Origin of the sequence: Winslowiella toletana, from assembly GCF_017875465.1 — a bacterium.
GTDB lineage: Bacteria > Pseudomonadota > Gammaproteobacteria > Enterobacterales > Enterobacteriaceae > Erwinia > Erwinia toletana.
In genome coordinates, this window is record NZ_JAGGMQ010000001.1 from 1,664,586 (window position 1) to 1,683,067 (window position 18,482).

The window sequence follows — 18,482 nt, forward strand, 5'->3', positions numbered from 1 at the left end:
GAACAACGGGGCTTATGGCTGGACGTATTCCACGTGTATTTATCAATGACTTATTGGCTCGCACGGACATCGTGGATCTTATCGATGCGCGCGTAAAGCTAAAGAAGCAAGGTAAGAACTATCACGCATGCTGTCCTTTTCATAATGAGAAAACCCCCTCTTTCACTGTAAATGGTGAAAAACAGTTTTATCACTGCTTCGGCTGTGGCGCACACGGCAATGCAATTGATTTCCTGATGAACTACGATCGTCTGGAATTTGTTGAAAGCATTGAAGAGCTTGCCACTGCATATGGCCTGGAAGTGCCGTATGAAGCCGGGAGTGGCCCAAGTCAGCTGGAACGTCATCAGCGCCAAAGCCTGTATCAGTTAATGGAAGGCTTAAGCACCTTCTATCAACAAGCACTACCACAGGATAACGCGGCGACGGCCCGTGACTATCTGGCGCAACGCGGACTTAGCGCGGAAATCATTAAGCAGTTTGCGATTGGTTTTGCCCCGCCAGGCTGGGACAACGTATTAAAACGCTTTGGTCGCGACGAAGAGAATCGTCAGTCGCTGATTGATGCTGGCATGCTGGTGACCAACGATAAAGGTCGCAGCTATGACCGTTTTCGTGAACGCGTGATGTTTCCAATTCACGATAAACGCGGACGTGTAATCGGTTTTGGTGGACGAGTATTAGGTGATGGCATGCCGAAATACCTGAACTCACCGGAAACCGAGATTTTTCACAAAGGCCGACAGCTTTATGGCCTGTATGAAGCGCACAGAAACCATCCAGAACCTGCACGTTTGTTGGTTGTGGAAGGTTATATGGACGTGGTGGCGCTGGCGCAGTTTGGCATTGATTATGCTGTGGCTTCGCTGGGCACATCGACCACGGCTGACCATATTCAACTTCTTTTTCGTTCGACCGATAACGTAATTTGTTGTTATGACGGCGATCGTGCCGGTCGCGAAGCCGCATGGCGTGCTTTAGAGACGGCATTACCTTACATGACCGACGGTCGTCAGCTACGCTTTATGTTCCTGCCGGACGGCGAAGACCCGGATACGCTGGTACGTAAGGAAGGCAAAGTGGCGTTTGAAGCGCGGATGGAGCAGGCAACACCGCTCTCCACCTTCTTGTTTGATTCACTGATGCCGCAGGTCGATTTATCTTCGCGTGATGGCCGTGCGCGACTCAGTACCCTGGCGCTGCCGCTGATTAGCCAGATCCCGGGCGAAACGCTACGCATTTATATGCGTCAGGAGCTGGGAAAAAATTTAGGCATTCTCGATGACAACCAGCTGGAAAAGTTGTTACCGAAAAAAGCTGATAATGCCACGCCGAATCTGGCGCCACAGCTAAAACGCACCACCATGCGTATACTTATTGGACTGCTGGTGCAAAATCCGCAGCTTGCGGCGATGGTGCCATCGTTGCAGGGCCTGGAGCAGTCGAAGATGGCAGGTCTGCCGCTGTTTGTTGAGTTAGTGAATACTTGCACTGCTCATCCTGGCCTGACCACCGGACAGCTACTAGAGTTATATCGCGGAACAAATTTTAGCCAGAACCTTGAAACGCTGGCGACATGGAACCACATGGTAGTAGATGAAGAAGTCGAAACCATGTTTAAAGATTCGCTGGCCAGCATGTACGATTCAGCGCTGGAACAGCGCCAGGAAGAGCTTATCGCGCGTGAACGGACCAAAGGTCTGAATGCCGAAGAGCGCCGCGAGCTGTGGTCACTAAACCAGGCGCTGGCGCGAAAGTAACAAAATTTAATCAGGGTGGCGAAAAAGCCCTCCTGCAGAACAGAACTCAGCGGCTTAAGTGCCGAATATCGTTCGGGCTGGACCCGACAGCCGCAACGAGGGCAGCGGCAATAACCTAAAAGCCTTCAACTGTTATTGTTGGCTGCATGGCCGACCGACACCAATCTAATTTAACAGAAGTGTGGATACCGTCTTATGGAGCAAAACCCGCAGTCACAGCTAAAGCTACTTGTCACCCGTGGTAAGGAGCAAGGCTATCTGACCTATGCCGAGGTCAATGACCATCTGCCGGAAGATATCGTCGACTCCGATCAGATCGAAGACATCATCCAGATGATCAACGACATGGGCATTCAGGTAGTCGAAGAAGCGCCTGATGCTGACGATCTGATGCTGAATGAAAACAGTTCTGATACCGATGAAGACGCTGCAGAAGCGGCTGCTCAAGTGTTATCCAGCGTAGAATCTGAAATTGGACGCACCACCGACCCGGTTCGCATGTATATGCGTGAAATGGGTACCGTAGAACTGCTGACGCGCGAAGGCGAAATCGACATCGCCAAGCGCATCGAAGACGGTATCAACCAGGTACAGTGTTCTGTTGCTGAATATCCGGAAGCCATAACCTATCTGCTTGAGCAGTACGACCGCGTAGAAGCGGGCGAAGCGCGTCTGTCCGATCTGATCACCGGCTTTGTCGATCCGAACGCCGAAGAAGATATTGCACCAACCGCTACCCACGTCGGCTCTGAACTCTCTGAAGCAGAGCGTAACAATGACGACGACGATAGCGAAGATGACGACGACGACGCCGAAGATGACAACAGCATCGATCCGGAACTGGCGCGCGAGAAATTTACTGATTTACGTAACCAGTACGAAATCACACGTACCGTAATCAAAGCCAATGGCCGTAGCCATGCGAAAGCCGCCGCTGAGATTCAGAATCTTTCTGACGTGTTTAAACAGTTCCGTCTGGTGCCGAAACAGTTCGATTTCCTCGTTAACAGCATGCGTATCATGATGGACCGCGTTCGTACGCAGGAACGTCTGATCCTGAAGCTGTGCGTTGAAATGTGCAAAATGCCGAAGAAGAACTTTATTACGCTGTTCACCGGCAATGAAACCAGCCAGACCTGGTTCAAAGCAGCACTGGCAATGAACAAGCCATGGTCTGAGAAGCTGAACGACGTGGCTGATGATGTTTATCGCAGCCTGCAGAAGCTGGCGCAGATTGAAGAAGAGACCGGCCTGACCATCGAGCAGGTAAAGGATATCAACCGTCGCATGTCAATCGGCGAAGCGAAAGCGCGTCGTGCGAAGAAAGAGATGGTGGAAGCAAACTTACGTCTGGTTATTTCGATCGCCAAGAAATACACCAACCGCGGTCTGCAGTTCCTTGACCTGATTCAGGAAGGTAACATCGGCCTGATGAAAGCCGTTGATAAGTTTGAATATCGCCGTGGTTATAAGTTCTCAACTTATGCAACCTGGTGGATCCGTCAGGCTATCACCCGCTCGATCGCCGACCAGGCGCGAACCATCCGTATTCCGGTGCATATGATTGAGACCATTAACAAACTCAACCGTATTTCACGCCAGATGCTACAGGAGATGGGCCGCGAGCCGACGCCGGAAGAGCTGGCTGAACGCATGCTGATGCCGGAAGATAAAATTCGCAAAGTGCTGAAAATCGCTAAAGAGCCGATCTCTATGGAGACGCCAATTGGTGATGATGAAGATTCACATCTGGGCGATTTTATCGAAGACACCACGCTGGAGCTGCCGCTGGACTCCGCTACGTCAGAAAGCCTGCGTTCTGCAACGCATGACGTTCTGGCTGGCCTGACCGCGCGTGAAGCTAAAGTGCTGCGTATGCGTTTCGGTATCGATATGAACACTGACCACACGCTGGAAGAAGTGGGCAAACAGTTTGATGTAACGCGTGAGCGTATTCGTCAGATTGAAGCGAAGGCGCTGCGTAAACTGCGTCATCCAAGCCGTTCTGAAGTCCTGCGTAGCTTCCTCGACGATTAATCGTGCGTTGAAGTGACAAAAAACCCCGGCTTGCCGGGGTTTTTTATTGCCAGAATCCTGGTTATTTTTTATTTTAGCGACGGTCTAACTGGCTCATTATTAATCATAACCGTGTTAAAAACCGCACCAGTTTTAATTCAACCCACTCTTAACAAATTAATTATCAGATTTTACCCCGTGTGAAAATGGCGATAAATAATGCCAGGATGGCAGCTGTTTTTATTTCTTCTTCATTTTCACAGAGGCTATAAATGAATAAGACTGCCAGCCGGGTAAAGAAAATACTGGATGTTGCCGCCTATGCGCTAGCCCAGAAAAACACACCACTTTTCAGTTATAACCAGCTAAACGAAGATGATATCAGTGTTATCACGTCGTCTGTAAAAAAGGGGGTAATCCCCAAAACTATCTGGATCTACTGGCAGGATGAAAATCTGCCTGATTATATTCAGCGGATGGTCAATCGCATGCAGTCACAAAATCCGGACCACACGTTAATATTACTTAATGCCAACAATCTGTGTGACTATATCCTGCCCGTTAACTTTACCGCTACTGATATTCCGCTGGCGAATCAATCCGATATTATACGTCTGGAGATCCTCGCGAGATTTGGCGGCATCTGGATTGATGCGTCTACTCTGCTTTATCACAGCCTGGCGTGGGTGCATCAGGTTAATCAGGCGGCAAATCACGACCTGATAGGCTTTTACCGGGATATTTCTACCACCAACAGAAATTATCCGGTGATTGAAAGCTGGTTTCTCTGTACCCCACCTGATAATCCCTTTATCAGAAAATGGCTGGATGTTTTATCGCCGCTAAAAGAGCTGGGCGCCAGAGGCTATTACCAGCTGATGCTGGCAAGAGATGACTATGCCGAGATTGCACAAAAGATCCATAAACCAGACTATCTGCTGGTCTATCTGGCGCAGCAGATTGCGCAGCGGCAATGCGATAACCTCAATCTTTATCTGAAACGCAGTGAAGCAAACGCTTTTCTGTATCAGGAACATCTTAACTGGGATGCTTATCAGCTGGCGAAATGGCTCTGCCTGAATAACGCGCCACTGGTTCCGCCGCCACTGATCAAACTTAACAGCGCGAATCGCAGTGGTATTGAATCCATAATGCGGTTGAAGCTGCTTAATAAGAACAGCATTATTGGCGATCTCTACCGCAGACGTTAAAGACCGCGCAGCGCCAGCGTGGAATCGAGTTCTTTATAAGACGCTACCATCTTCTCCTGGGTCGCGCGATTGAGGCCACTGGGATTCGGCAGCACCCAGACTTCGGTGGCGCCAATCGTGATTGCCTGTCTGCCCCACTCCACCTTGCTCTGACGAAAGGCGCGCTTAAATGCCTCTTTACCTAATACCGCCAGCGCAACCGGCTGGAACTGCTGAATTTTCTCAATCAGTGCCTTACCGCCATCACGCAGTTCCAGTGCTGACAACTCATTGGCCTGTACGGTGGGACGCTCAACCAGCATGGTGATCCCGCAACGCGTCTCCAGCAGCCTCTGCTCCTGTTCCGGCTTCAGCAACTGGTCAGTAAATCCCGCCTGCCAGACGGTTTTCCAGAAACGGTTGCCCGGATGGGCAAAATGGAATCCATGATGCGCCGAGGATTTGCCGGGGTTAATGCCACAAAACACCACGCGCAGGCCTGGCGCCAGAATATCGGTAATCGGCTGTTCAGTATTATTGTTCATAAGGTTCCGGGTTATCGCTTAAGGTAACAGATGTAAACGCTGCTTCAGGTTATGGCGCGAACTGACCAGCATCTGCGCCGCACGCTGCTCATCAGGGCAGGCGCGCGCCAGCGCCATCGCACCAATCAACTCTGCCAGCGCTGAGCTTGCCATCGCATCAGCATCACTCTCTCCGTTCTGTTGCAGCCGCGTGCTGATTAACTGCTGCATATACTGAACGCCGCAATCAAAACGCACCCGGGCCGCTTCTGGCAACCGTGCAGCCTCACCAGATAGCGCAGGCAGCGGGCAACTCTGCTCTGGCGCCAGACGCACCCTGTCGGCGAGATAGGCATCAATAAATGCCCTGAGGGCGACTTTTGCATCAGGCTCATTCAGCGTCGCCGCCAGTGCTGCCTGCGACTGGGCAAAAATATGGTCGATGGTATGGGCGACCAGCTCGTCACGTGAGCTGAAGTGGGCATAAAAACCGCCGTGGGTTAACCCCGCCCGCTTCATCAATGCGGCGACACCAATTCCCTCAGTGCCCAACACACGCATTGCGCTGGCGGCTTCGTCAAGGATGCGCTGCCGGGTGCGCGCTTTGTGACTCAAATTGTCCATCTCACTCTCCCGCTTCGCCTTCAGTCACCATTACAGGTTATGACAATCATCATAATTATTACGTCCGTCATATTCAAACCCTGGCAGCTATTGACTGTTTATATGATGATCGTCATATTTATCGGTGCATATAAATGATGACCATCATATTCAGGAGTTAACCATGTCTTTAGCTAACCAATCTTCAGGTACTGCATTAGTCACCGGTGCTTCTGCCGGCATTGGCGCAACCTACGCCGAACGCCTGGCGCAGCGCGGCTACGACCTTATTCTGGTGGCGCGCGATCGGGCGCGCCTTGAATCACTGGCGGCCACACTGGCCAGCACTTATAGCGTGCATGTTGAAGTGGTTGCGGCAGATCTGACACGCGACGAGGATGTGAGCCGCATCGCTCAGCGCCTGACGGATGATGCGCAGATCTCACTGCTGCTTAATAATGCCGGAATGAGCGTTGACGGTGATTTCCTTACAGCCGATATCAATAAAATTGAAGTCATGATCGCGCTTAATGTTACAGCGCCAACCCGCCTCGCCCATGCCGCCGGTAACAGCTTTAAGACGCGCAGACAGGGCACGATTATCAATGTTTCATCGGTATTATCACTGGTGCATGAGAGTGCTAATGGCGCATATAACGCCACCAAATCCTTTGTCCTGACGCTGACGCGCGCACTGGACAGAGAATTGCAGGGACACGGCGTACGCGTACAGGCGGTGCTGCCGGGCTTAACCCGCACCGAGATCTTCGAGCGTTCAGGTCGTTCAATCGACGATCTTCCGGCACATATGGTGATGGAAGTGGCCACGATGGTGGATGCCAGCCTGAGAGGACTGGATTCAGGCGAAGTGGTAACTATTCCTGCGCTGGAAGATATCGGGCAGTGGCAGCAATACGATACGGCACGCTCAGCGATGATCCCCGGCCTGTCGCTTAGCCAACCGGCGTCACGCTATCGTCAGTAATGTTTTCAGGGCTTCGTGCCGTGATTAAACAAAAACCGACCAAATTGAGATGCCGAAGCAAAACGGCAAGTGCGGGACGAGGGATTAAAACCTTGTGATTCAGAAGCTTTGCGTCAGGCGGGAGTTGCTGAAAAAAAAGACAACTGAATGCTTATCACTGGATTGCGCACCGGAGTTACTTTATAATCCCGCCCCGCAGGCCCCTTAGCTCAGTGGTTAGAGCAGGCGACTCATAATCGCTTGGTCGCTGGTTCAAGTCCAGCAGGGGCCACCAAATTTATCAAGGACTTAGACAGGAAACTGGCTGAGTCCTTTTTGTTTTTTGGCGTTACAGGTGACGTAGTGGGTGATGTAACTCACATGCTGCATGACCTGTGTTCAGGATAAAGAGCACATGAACCTGTTTGACAGATTCGACAAGAAAGTGAGTGAGCGGCGTGACAAAGAAGCTGGTTTCGTCAGCCTTAATCAGATTTGCTTGTATATGAAATCTGTCAGGCCATCAGCTTCATGGCAAGATCTTGCCGATAGTTTTGTAACTACGCTTCTTGCTCTACAAGCCCCTCCTAAGCTTTATCGATTGGAAAACGGAGCAATGCTTGATGTTTCCATCGTCAATGCTTCCCTGGAGAGAGAGAGGGACAGTAAGCCTCGTTCATTTGAGGAGATGGGGCGTTTTATGGGAACGTCGGCTCAAACATTGATGAGAAAACTGAATGAAGAAAGCATCAACGACCCGAAGCTAGCTCTTTACGGATATCAAAAAGCCGATCTAAAAAGCGCCTTCGATACAGATTTTACCGATACCGCAGATATTCCAACTTTAGTAACAGGGCATGAAGCTACTTTAATAGCCGAAATAGAGCTATTAAAGTCAGAAAACGCACGTCTGCAAAAAGCGTTACGTGATCCACACCCTAATGCGGAACGACATGCTACTAACCGCGAGCAGATTCTTCTTGCTGCCCTGTACTTGCTTTATAACGAGCCAGAGCTGTGGAAGAAAAAAACAAAAGAGGCTCTGACAAGCATTGTCCCAACGCCAACAATGCTCTCAAAAGAGTTAGAAAATCTCGGCCACCATCTTTGGAGTAGTGGCTCTTCCCCACTGTCTGAATCGCCACGGGTTTAACAGACACCTCAGAGTCATTTAAGATGACTTAAAGAGAGGTGCCCATGAGCGGTAAGCGTTATCCTGAAGAGTTTAAAATTGAAGCAGTCAAACAGGTTGTTGATCGTGGTCATTCTGTTTCCAGCGTTGCAACACGTCTCGATATCACCACCTACAGCCTTTACGCCTGGATAAAGAAGTACGGTCCGGATTCTTCCACTAATAAAGAACAGTCAGATGCTCAGGCCGAGATCCGCCGTCTCCAGAAAGAGCTGAAGCGGGTTACCGACGAACGGGACATATTAAAAAAAGCCGCGGCGTACTTCGCAAAGCTGTCCGACTGAGGTACGCCTTTATCCGCGACAACAGCCGTTGCTGGCCTGTTCGTTTGCTCTGTCGGGTTCTGGATGTGCATCCGAGTGGATTTTATTTCTGGCTTCAGCAGCCACATTCACAGCGTCACCAGACAGACCAGATGCTGACCGGGCAGATCAAACAGTTCTGGCTTGAGTCTGGCTGCGTCTATGGTTATCGCAAGATCCATCTCGATCTGCGTGATACCAGGCAGCAGTGCGGAGTGAACCGGGTCTGGCGACTGATGAAGCGTGCCGGAATAAAAGCTCAGGTTGGGTGCCGTAGCCCACGGGCACGTAAAGGCGAAGCCAGCATCACATCGCCCAACAGGCTCCAGCGACAGTTCAATCCGGATGCTCCGGATGAGCGTTGGGTAACGGACATAACCTACATCAGGACCCACGAAGGCTGGCTGTATCTGGCCGTGGTTGTTGACCTGTTCTCACGTAAGGTTATCGGCTGGTCAATGCAACCCCGCATGACAAAAGAGATTGCCCTGAACGCATTACTTATGGCGGTGTGGAGGCGTAATCCTCGAAAGCAGGTACTGGTTCACTCTGATCAGGGCAGTCAGTACACGAGCCATGAGTGGCAGTCGTTCCTGAATTACACGGTCTGGAAGGCAGCATGAGTCGTCGCGGTAACTGCCACGACAATGCGGTTGCGGAAAGCTTTTTCCAGCTACTGAAACGCGAACGGATTAAGAAAAAGATCTACGGAACGAGAGACGAAGCCAGAAGCGATATTTTTGATTACATCGAAATTTTTTATAACAATAAGCGTCGGCATGGCTCGAGCGAGCAGATGCCACCGGCTGAATATGAAAACCTATATTATCAACGGCTCAGAAGTGTCTAAATTATCCGTGGCGATTCATAGTCATCTCATCCCCTCCTTATTTTGTTAATTCTGATAGTTGATTCCTGTTCACAGTATAACCGCTGCCCTTTTGCATCACACGCAATTTCTGGTGCTCAGCACTTTGCGGACAATAATTCATTTATCCCGTGGCGCGTGCTCACACCCCGGCCACGCCTGCCCGCTTTGTGTAGTGGTTTTCATGCAGCTGCATGAACTCACCGAAGCCGCACCGGATCTGGCGCTAAAAAGGATCCAGACGAGGGATCCACTCATGCGAAACCATGCACAAATGCATGGTTTGTTAGTAGCGAAAACGGGTTCTAAAAATGGGACAGCTCGGTGGAGTAGCCTTTGTCATGCATGTACTCAACGAGACGCTGGCTGACGATATCAAGCCATTCTTGTGCAGACATTTCCCAGCGATCCGGCGCAAACTCACCACCATAACGAGCCAGTAGCACCTCACTTCTGTCAGCCTGGCCATTCAGCTCAGTCAAATTAGCCAGCAACATTCTTAAAGAAAAATCTGATGAGGTATTCAGATACTCATTAAGTAGATTGTCAAAATCGCAATTCTCATCAAAGATATCGCAATCCTGCCCAAAATAGATAATAACCAGATTATCCAGTTCACATGATTTTTCGATATTTGTATCCATTCTTCCCTCTCACGGCACCGGATATGCAGTTACAATATAGTAAGTCTTATTGCCATATTGTTTAGCCTCAATAATCACCCTTACACCGTATGCTTTTTTAACGGCAGTAGTGCCTTTCTCTATATATCGCCCAACCGAAAAATAAAATCGATGTTCGAGGCGAAGTCTGGATCCCGGACGCATATATTTTAATGCGTTTTCAATCTGAAATCGTTTAAGCGTCAGCACCTCTGAAATCAGCAACTCAGCATGTCGTGTATTCAGGAAAGTACTGGCGCGGGTTGGTGCACTTGGAGCGGTCAGCCGGGCTATCAACTGTTCCGATGTCTGACCTACGTGGCGCGATATGGTATGTCCCAGCGCCCCGCCTTCATGCTCCGCCAGCCTAATCCGACCTGAGTATACCGATGCAATTCGCGCGGCACCTGCAGCACTGGCGAAAGCCAGCGGAACCAGCAAATCAACAGTAACACCAACTTTATATGCCGTTGCGGCATCAGCCCCAAGTTGCTCAGCGGCCAATTTAGCCAGCTCAGCTGTAGCTGTCTGCGATTCACGACCGGTAATAACCTGGTTTAACGATGTCCTGATTGTATCAAGACTGTGCGCTCCAACTACCACGCACCCCGCCTTGGTTATCATTGTTGGTTCAGGCACAACGCATAGCGCACCAGCGCCAAACGATTCCACAACACCGCCAACTACACCCAGCCCACCCCAAAGGCGGTTACTCCAGGTTTCGCCTTCACTCACCGTTTTCTTATGCAGTATTGCTGCCATTTGTACCGGTGATACAGCTAATGTTAATCCCTCATTTTCATTCATTTTCAAATCCTTTTAGCTGTGAATATGAATTTTGAATGAAAGTAAGGGTATTCCCAAAAAAGAATTCAATCAACCAAACGGAATACGAATAACGCCTTGCTGCGCTCTTTGTTCAACATTGCCGTCGTCAAAAATATTTTTTACTACAGCTCGGTTAACTGAGAACGCACTTTTACGTGATGGTGTCATACGTTCAGTTGATACAGCGCTGGCCGCCAGCTGCCCTACTTCAGCCATGGTTTTCATAACGTAAACCGGTAACGCACCAGTCAGGGGCAGAACATGATCAGTCATATAGCCATTTTCCGGCCTTCACCGATTCAACAAACATACTGACAGTCAGTGCTTTTTTATCCTGCTCTGGCGCTTTTTTTGAAAAGAAGCCTTTTGTTTTCCACGGGTAGTAATGATGAAGGGTGAAACTGCTTCCATCTGTACCGAATTGCCCGAAAACAACTTCTGCCGTCTGCTCAATATCATCAGCTTCAAAGGTATCCTGAAGCGGCGAGCGCTCATCAATTTCTATTTTGCGAAAAGTAATAGTCGTGACCAGTGGCAGCTTTTTAAGTATCACTGCAACGATTTCGTCGTCTGATAAGACCCCCACCAAAGTTTATCCTTTTCAGTAAAACATCCAAACCCAACTGGCAATAGTTTTTTAATGCTTATCCCCAGACATTCCTGAAGCATCCTTGTCAGCTTCTTTCCCCCCAACTACAATCACTATACGTAACGAAAGGAACATGCAATGTCAGGAACAACCCCCAATGCCAGAGTTACACGCTGAATTTAATATAGCTTCCTGTTAACTGAATCAGGAATATAAACCTCTTGTGCGTTTATACTAACAAGCAGGGCAGCGCTTACTATTTAGTCCGCAACAACTTTCGCACTGACTTTACTATATTTAAAAAAAGGTGCTCATGGATTATGCCTGCAACATCCAACGGGCGGGGACCTGCCCCGCCGTTGGGTTGCCTTACCTGATGGATTCGCAGGCCAGCCTGGCGACAACCTCTCACCCTCCGTATTTAACAGACATTTCACAGAGAGAACCTCGCGTTATAAACGTAAACGAAAAGAAAGTTACGTATATAAATACCACGCTAAGTAAAAGTAGTTTTGCTGCCATCTTTGGCTCCTTCTTCCATTGCTTTTCAGCGGAGAAAAGGCTACCTTTATGTTGTCGGCATAAGGGTGGCCTCACTTGGTTTAAAATCAGGTGGGGCCTTTATCTTTCTGTCCCTTACATATGCTCAGGACAAAAAAATCCAGAGCACCCGCCAGGCGGGTTTACCTTATTGAATCTATTGCGTGAGCGGGAATTTATAAAATATGAATCAGATCTGATAACTATGTAATATTTATGATAAAGCAATTACAAATAAATATAGTATTTAAAATTATTCAACACACAATTATTTACCCCTAAGAAATACTGCATTAATCAGCCGCAAAACATTCTCCTCTCACCAGATTCTGCTACTATGCCATTTTTCGCTGATTACGACAGAACGCTATGTCCCCGACTCCTTTATTACGTGCGGTTGTTCGTCAGTTTGGTATTGCAGCGCACTGCGTCGAGCTTGAGCAGTATAATGATCGCTCGCCGTCACCCGGCAATATTGCCGTACATATGCGGTTAGCGGCCATCAATCCCTCTGATTTGATTACCATCTCGGGCGCCTATCCCACCCGCACTCAATTACCTTTTATTCCTGGTTTTGAAGGGGTTGGCAGCGTGGCTTCCGCCGCAGGCAACCAGCGGGTGCTGCCGCTTGGGACTGCCGGAGCATGGCAGCAGATCAAATACAGCGATCCAGCCTGGTGTTTCCCGGTGCCGGACTGGCTCTCCGACGAGCAGGCCGCCACCAGCTATGTCAATCCAATGACGGCATGGATGATGCTAACCGAAGCCGTGCATTTGCCTGCTGGCGCAAAGCTGGCGATCAATGCGGCGAACTCCGCGATCGGTCTGATGCTGTTAAAAATGGCAAAACGTCTGCAACTGGATGTGGTGGCAATTGTGCGTAGTCAGCAGGCGGCGCAATCTCTGGATGCTGCATCAGTGATGATTATGGCCTCTGCAGAAGATCGACATGCTGCGCAGGCGTTAAAAGCTGCCGGAGGCGTCGATGCGGTGCTGGATTGTATCGGTGGCAATAGCGCGCTTACGCTGGCAACCGCGCTTAAACCGGGTGGTAAGTTTATCTCCTATGGCCTGCTTTCCGGGCAGGCGATTCCTAACGCCTTCTGGTTGCAACGTCCGGATATCGATTTTTGTTATTTCCATCTCAGGCAGTGGATCCATCAAGCCAGCCAGCCGCAGATTGCCGCCAGACTGGATGAAGTGTTTGCGCTAATCCGCGATGGTGTGGCCACTACTCGTATTGCCGCCATCTTCCCACTGGCAGAAATCACCGAAGCGCTGCATTTTTATCAGCAACAACGTCACACAGGCAAGATACTGATTCAGTGTTAAACCTGCACACACCTCCCGTCAAACGGTACTGCTTCACTATGTGAAGCATTATGTCGTCGTTTTTTATGAGTACTCTCACGTAACCATACACGGCAATGGCAACACTTCTCTGTACCGATACACTCCAGCTACGTTTCAGGTAAAGAGTCATAACCTGGTTCCGACACACAGACACGTATAAGGGCAGAACTCTCTGCGCAGGCAGTGGTAAATAATCTATTTACCTGGAGGAAAAGTGGACAATTCCAATACGCAAAGCGCCGGACATTATCAGGGCGCTACAGACAAGAACACGGCGGGAAGAACCCGAAAAATAATGCTTTCTGCCGGTATCGGACATTTTATTGAGTGGTTTGATTTTGGTCTGTACGGCACGCTAGCGGCGATTATTGCCAGCAATTTCTTTGCCAGTGGTGATCCCGCAGTAGCATTATTAAAATCTTTTGCCGTCTTTGGTTCCGGCTTTCTGATGCGTCCACTTGGTGGTCTTTATTTCGGTTCGATGGGTGATCGGCTGGGGCGCAGAAAGGTACTCGTCACCGTTATCGTTATTACTTCATTCTCAACATTTATTATGGGTATTTTACCGACCTATCATCAGGTTGGTATTGTTGCCCCGACATTACTGGTGTTAACACGTTTATTACAGGGATTTGCTGCTGGCGGTGAAAGTTCCGGTGTGATTACTTATCTGGCGGAAAGCGCCAAACCTCATCGCCGGGCCACGCTCACCTGCTGGAGTGAGAACTTCAGCTTTATGGCCTTTGTATGCGGTTCAGGTCTGGTTCTGCTGTTAACTCACACGCTTGGTGAGCCAGCGATGAATGACTGGGGCTGGCGTATCCCGTTCTTACTTGCCGCCCCGCTTGGCCTCGGTGGCTTATATATGCGCCGCAATATGGAAGACTCCGCCGAGTTTCATAAACTGAAAAGCAGCGGGAAAATTGATAAATCTCCGTTGCGTACATCTCTGCGCACCTCGGGTAAAGCGTTGCTGTTCTGTGTCGGCTTTGTGGTGGTGAAAGCGGTAAGTAGCTGGGTGTTACAGTCATTTATGCCCGGTTATCTGTCGACCCATCTGCATTACAGTCGTACCGACTCCTATTTAATTACCACTCTGGGTTTATTAAGCGTCGCGATTTGCATGCCATTTACCGGTTATCTCTCTGACCGTATTGGTCGCCGCCCGGTGATGCTGCTGGGATGTGGCGGATTTATTTTGCTGACTTATCCGGCGATGCTGTTAATGACCCAGGGCTCAGTCGCCACCTCCGTGGGCGCCATGAGCATGCTTGGCATATTTGTTGCCTTATTCAATGGTGGTTGTGGCGCAGCAATGGTGGAGTTATTTCCGACAGCGATCCGTTACGGCAGTATTGCCATCGCCTATAACATGACAGTAGCCCTCTTTGGCGGTGTTACCCCACTGGCCTCAGCCTCACTTATCTCCTTTACCGGCGACCCGTTATCCCCTGCATATTATGTGATGGCGACTGCGGTTATTTCTTTTATTGCCGTACTTATGTGTAAAGAGACCGCCGGCAAGATCCTTGATTAAAGATAACAATAACGGGAGTGCAGTATGAAAATCGTTGATATCCAGTGTTTCCCCCTGAAGATAAAACCACAGGATATTTATCTGGGCGGTAAAACAGATGACAGCCTGCCAGATTATTATTATCGCGATGAATATCGTTGTGTCTATTCACGCAAAATGGAAACCTGTCTGATAAAAATCACCGCAGATAACGGCCTGGTTGGCTGGGGAGAAGCACTGGCGCCAGTGGTGCCGCATATTGTTGCGGAGATTATTAATCATCTTTTTAAACCGTTACTGCTGGGTGCCAGCCCTTTCGACAGCAATGTTCTGGGGGCTAAAATGTATGACTCCATGCGCGACCGTGGTTATATCACTGGCTATCAGGTGGATGCGATTGCTGCGGTGGATATTGCGCTATGGGATTTAAAAGGCAAATGTCTCGGTTTGCCGGTCTGGCAGCTGTTGGGTGGCGCCTGGCGTCAGTCGGTGCCCTGCTATGTCTCCGGATTACCGCAAGCGGAACTTGAGCAGCGCTGCGAGCTGGCCATAAGCTGGCGTGAACGCGGTTTTACCGCCATCAAACTGGCGCTTGGTTACGGAGTGGCGGAAGACGTCAGAAATGTACGCGCAATTCGCGCGGCGGTCGGTGATGACATTGCGCTGTTTCTTGATGCCCACTGGAACTATAGCGTTAGCGAAGCCTGCGACCTGCTGGAGGAACTTAAACCCCTTGGCCTGCGTTTTCTTGAAGCGCCCTTACTGCCGGAGGATGTGGCGGGCCATCGTGAGCTGCGTCAGAAATCCAGCGTTGCCATCGCCCTCGGCGAAACCGAACGTACCCGTTATCAGTTCCGCCCCTTTATTGAGCAGCGGGCGGTAGATATTTTGCAGCCCGATGTCGGACGCACCGGCATCAGCGAACTGATGCGTATTGCCTCACTGGCGGAAACCCACAACCTGAAGGTTGCTCCGCATCTCAGCGTCGGCCTGGCGCCCTGCATCGCCGCATCCATCCACGTCGCCGCGGCCCTGCCCAATCTCTTTATGCTGGAGTTTCAGCCGCCGGTATTTGCCGTGGCAAACAGCCTGCTGCATACCCCGCTGGTTTGCGCCGAGGGCCACTACCAGCTGCCGTCGGGCGCAGGCCTCGGCATCGAAATCAATGAAGACGTGGTACAAGAACATCTCTGGAGCCCATCATGCTAAAAGGTAACGTACCGATTCTGGCCACCGCATTTGACCTGCAGGGTGAAGTGGATATCCCCTCCATCCGCAAACTGGTGGCATTTCTGCTGCGACAAGGCATCGATGGCCTGGCGCTGTTTGGTAATGCTTCCGAAGGTTATGCCCTCACTGGCGCCGAAAAACAGACTATTTTCTCTGCGGTGAAGGAGATGACGGCGGATTTACCGCTGGTGGTTGCGGCGGGTGGTGCTTCCAGTCAGGTAGCCATTGAAGAGATTAAGCTGGCAGAGCGCATGGGGGCACAGGTGGCGATGGTCAATCCACCGTCAGTGGTAAAGCCCGGACCGGAGGAGATTTTCCGCTTCTATCGCGATATCTGCGCACAGTGCGATATTGAAATTATGATTCAGGATGCACCGATGATGACTGGAGTAACTCTGCCGGTCGCCACCCTGGTCAGCCTGTGCCAGACCTTTCCGCAGATTCGTTATATCAAAGTTGAACAACCACCAACAACCCTGAAAATCAGTCAGTTAAAACAGGCTTTAGCTGATGATATTGGCCTGTTCGGTGGTCTGAATGCCGGATTTCTTTATGAAGAGCTGGCGCGCGGCATTATCGGAACTATGCCCGCCTGTGAATTTCCTGATGTCATTAATCGCATTCTTGCTGCCTGGCAGCATGATCGGCAGCAGGCTCGTGAGATCTTCTATCGTTACCTGCCCTTGTTACGCTACGGCGTCCAGCCTGGAATTGGCGTTGCCATCCATAAAACGATTATTTATCAGGCGGGACTGTTCGCCACCGACAGGGTGCGCGATCCGGCAAAACGCATCGATGACCAGACGCGGGAAGAGCTGCGCCAGATAACTGATTATCTGCCGCTGGCGATACTGGAGGCGGCAAAATGAACTATATCGCCGTCGACTGGGGAACCAGTAACTTTCGCGCCATACGCGTCACTGATGGGCAAATCGCTGCCATCGTTCAGTCCGATCAGGGGGTTGGGCGTTGCCAGCGCGAAATGCTGCCGCTGATATTGCAGCAGCAGATCACGCGCCTCGGTGACGATTACAATCAGCAGCTGCCGGTGATTTTATGCGGCATGGCAGGCAGTAATATCGGTATCTACGATGCCGGTTATCAGTCCCTGCCGCTGGCGTTTAGCGCCCTGCAGGATAAAGGCATTCCGCTTCCCGGCATCCTGCCAAATCCACTCACTATTAAAGCAGGTATCTCCAGCGTGGCGGAGTGGGAAGTGTGTCGCGGTGAGGAGATGCAGCTGCTTGGCGCTTTATATCTGAGCGATGCCCGGGTTTTCTCCGCAGTTGGCACCCACAGCAAATGGCTCACCGTTGATCGTGACCGCCAGCAGATTACGACCCTCTGTACCCTGATGTCTGGTGAGCTATATAGCCTGCTATTAAATCATTCGGTGGTCGGCAAAGGCTTGCCGCCACAGACCTTCTCCCGCGAACATTTTCTTACGGGCGTCGATAGCGCTGCGCTGGCAAAAGCGGAGCAGCGCGATCTGATGACCGAGCTATTTCGCTGCCGTGGACGCTATATCCTCGGACAGTTTGATGCCGCTTACGCCGCCTGCTGGCTGTCCGGCTTTCTCACCGCCCATGAGCTGCTGACCGGGCACCCGCGCCAGCAGTCGGTGTGCTTTATCGGCGCTTCATCACTGCTGGAACATTACCAGCTGGCCAGTCACCATCTCGGGCTGCCCTGCACCACGCTGCTGGCGGAAGAGGCATTAATTGCCGGACTCAATAAGGTATTTGAACATGATGTTTAACGGACCGGTGGTGGCTATTTTACGCGGCATCACGCCGCATGAATGCCTGTCGCAGGTAGAGTGTCTGCTGCAATATGGCATTACTGATATTGAGATCCCAGCCAATTCGCCTGACTGGCAAACAACGATTCGCCTGCTGAAGCAGCAGTTTGGCAGCAGTGTTCATCTTGGCGCCGGAACCATCACTGAACCACAGCTGGCAGAGGCCAGCGCGCGGGCGGGAGCAGATTATATTCTGACGCCCAATCTTAATCCGGCAGTGATACGTCACGCTCAGACATCAGGATTGAAAATCTGCGCCGGGGTGTTTAGCGCCAGCGAAATATTCAGTGCCTGTGCACTACGCGCAGATGCATTGAAGATTTTCCCGGCCGCAGCGTTGCCCGTCGATTATCCGCAATTGATTAAAGGGCCACTACAACAGCCGATACCGTTTTGTGCCGTTGGCGGCATCAACTTGCAGAATATTGCCGCGTATTTATCCCACTATGACGGCGTGGGGATTGGATCAGCGCTATACCAGCCGGGCCAGTCGCTGGAGCAGATGCATACGCGCTGCCGCCAGCTAATCGCACAGCTGTAGTGG

At 50.7% G+C, this 18,482-nt stretch carries 17 protein-coding genes, 1 tRNA gene and 1 pseudogene; 13 read left to right on the plus strand and 6 right to left on the minus strand.

The window, feature by feature from the left end; translation table 11 throughout:
• Positions 1–14: 14 nt before the first annotated feature.
• From dnaG to J2125_RS07755, 3 genes are all read left to right on the plus strand, one after another.
• Entirely contained in the window at positions 15–1,760 is a 1,746-nt protein-coding gene (dnaG, locus tag J2125_RS07745; RefSeq protein ID WP_017801272.1) for a DNA primase, read from the plus strand.
• Between the two features lie 195 nt (positions 1,761–1,955).
• Positions 1,956–3,797 carry an RNA polymerase sigma factor RpoD gene (gene rpoD / locus J2125_RS07750; RefSeq protein WP_017801273.1) on the plus strand — a complete coding sequence of 614 codons (1,842 nt, stop codon included), beginning with the start codon at positions 1,956–1,958 and terminating at the stop codon, positions 3,795–3,797.
• Between the two features lie 251 nt (positions 3,798–4,048).
• Positions 4,049–4,987 carry a glycosyltransferase family 32 protein gene (locus J2125_RS07755; protein ID WP_017801274.1) on the plus strand — a complete coding sequence of 313 codons (939 nt, stop codon included), beginning with the start codon at positions 4,049–4,051 and terminating at the stop codon, positions 4,985–4,987.
• Here the strand turns inward: J2125_RS07755 and mug are convergent.
• Together mug and J2125_RS07765 are read right to left on the minus strand one after the other, a co-directional pair.
• A complete protein-coding gene (mug, locus tag J2125_RS07760) occupies positions 4,984–5,511 on the minus strand; it encodes a G/U mismatch-specific DNA glycosylase (RefSeq protein ID WP_017801275.1) in 528 nt (175 codons plus the stop codon). The genes J2125_RS07755 and mug overlap by 4 nt on opposite strands.
• A gap of 18 nt (positions 5,512–5,529) precedes the next feature.
• Positions 5,530–6,114 carry a TetR/AcrR family transcriptional regulator gene (locus J2125_RS07765; protein ID WP_017801276.1) on the minus strand — a complete coding sequence of 195 codons (585 nt, stop codon included), beginning with the start codon at positions 6,112–6,114 and terminating at the stop codon, positions 5,530–5,532.
• A 163-nt stretch (positions 6,115–6,277) separates the two neighbouring features.
• Here J2125_RS07765 and J2125_RS07770 point away from each other — a divergent pair, with 163 nt between their 5' ends.
• The 4 genes and pseudogenes from J2125_RS07770 (at position 6,278) to J2125_RS07785 (ending at position 9,401) form a co-directional block, all read left to right on the plus strand.
• Positions 6,278–7,078: an SDR family NAD(P)-dependent oxidoreductase gene (locus tag J2125_RS07770; protein ID WP_017801277.1), complete on the plus strand. Its 801-nt coding sequence runs from the start codon at positions 6,278–6,280 to the stop codon at positions 7,076–7,078.
• Between the two features lie 198 nt (positions 7,079–7,276).
• Positions 7,277–7,352 (plus strand) — tRNA-Ile (locus J2125_RS07775).
• 120 nt (positions 7,353–7,472) lie between these two features.
• Positions 7,473–8,210, plus strand: a complete 738-nt coding sequence (locus J2125_RS07780; protein ID WP_017801278.1) for a hypothetical protein — start codon at positions 7,473–7,475, stop codon at positions 8,208–8,210.
• 44 nt (positions 8,211–8,254) lie between these two features.
• Positions 8,255–9,401: pseudogene (locus J2125_RS07785) on the plus strand (IS3 family transposase).
• Positions 9,402–9,724: 323 nt separating this feature from the next.
• Here the strand turns inward: J2125_RS07785 and J2125_RS07790 are convergent.
• The 4 genes from J2125_RS07790 to J2125_RS07805 all read right to left on the minus strand — a co-directional run bounded on the left by J2125_RS07790 (position 9,725) and on the right by J2125_RS07805 (position 11,495).
• Positions 9,725–10,063, minus strand: coding sequence for a contact-dependent growth inhibition system immunity protein (locus tag J2125_RS07790; RefSeq protein WP_017801315.1), 339 nt, complete (start codon positions 10,061–10,063; stop codon positions 9,725–9,727).
• Between the two features lie 9 nt (positions 10,064–10,072).
• Entirely contained in the window at positions 10,073–10,888 is an 816-nt protein-coding gene (locus J2125_RS07795; RefSeq protein ID WP_017801316.1) for an RNase A-like domain-containing protein, read from the minus strand.
• A gap of 69 nt (positions 10,889–10,957) precedes the next feature.
• Complete coding sequence (locus J2125_RS07800; RefSeq protein ID WP_017801317.1) at positions 10,958–11,182, minus strand: phage regulatory CII family protein; 225 nt, start codon at positions 11,180–11,182, stop codon at positions 10,958–10,960.
• Entirely contained in the window at positions 11,175–11,495 is a 321-nt protein-coding gene (locus tag J2125_RS07805; protein WP_017801318.1) for a DUF1493 family protein, read from the minus strand. The genes J2125_RS07800 and J2125_RS07805 overlap by 8 nt, the downstream gene beginning before the upstream one ends.
• A 912-nt stretch (positions 11,496–12,407) precedes the next feature.
• On the opposite strand from J2125_RS07805, the gene J2125_RS07810 reads away from it, so the two are divergent.
• The 6 genes from J2125_RS07810 (at position 12,408) to J2125_RS07835 (ending at position 18,479) form a co-directional block, all read left to right on the plus strand.
• Positions 12,408–13,370, plus strand: a complete 963-nt coding sequence (locus J2125_RS07810; RefSeq protein WP_017801319.1) for a zinc-dependent alcohol dehydrogenase family protein — start codon at positions 12,408–12,410, stop codon at positions 13,368–13,370.
• A 316-nt stretch (positions 13,371–13,686) separates the two neighbouring features.
• A complete protein-coding gene (locus J2125_RS07815; protein ID WP_017801320.1) occupies positions 13,687–14,928 on the plus strand; it encodes an MFS transporter in 1,242 nt (413 codons plus the stop codon).
• Between the two features lie 24 nt (positions 14,929–14,952).
• On the plus strand, positions 14,953–16,116 hold the full coding sequence (locus J2125_RS07820; RefSeq protein WP_017801321.1) for a mandelate racemase/muconate lactonizing enzyme family protein: 1,164 nt from the start codon (positions 14,953–14,955) through the stop codon (positions 16,114–16,116).
• Positions 16,110–17,006 carry a dihydrodipicolinate synthase family protein gene (locus tag J2125_RS07825; RefSeq protein ID WP_017801322.1) on the plus strand — a complete coding sequence of 299 codons (897 nt, stop codon included), beginning with the start codon at positions 16,110–16,112 and terminating at the stop codon, positions 17,004–17,006. Before J2125_RS07820 ends, J2125_RS07825 begins: the two co-directional genes overlap by 7 nt.
• Positions 17,003–17,896 carry a 2-dehydro-3-deoxygalactonokinase gene (locus J2125_RS07830; RefSeq protein WP_017801323.1) on the plus strand — a complete coding sequence of 298 codons (894 nt, stop codon included), beginning with the start codon at positions 17,003–17,005 and terminating at the stop codon, positions 17,894–17,896. The genes J2125_RS07825 and J2125_RS07830 overlap by 4 nt, the downstream gene beginning before the upstream one ends.
• Positions 17,886–18,479 carry a beta/alpha barrel domain-containing protein gene (locus J2125_RS07835; protein ID WP_017801324.1) on the plus strand — a complete coding sequence of 198 codons (594 nt, stop codon included), beginning with the start codon at positions 17,886–17,888 and terminating at the stop codon, positions 18,477–18,479. The genes J2125_RS07830 and J2125_RS07835 overlap by 11 nt, the downstream gene beginning before the upstream one ends.
• The last annotated feature ends 3 nt before the right edge of the window (positions 18,480–18,482 follow it).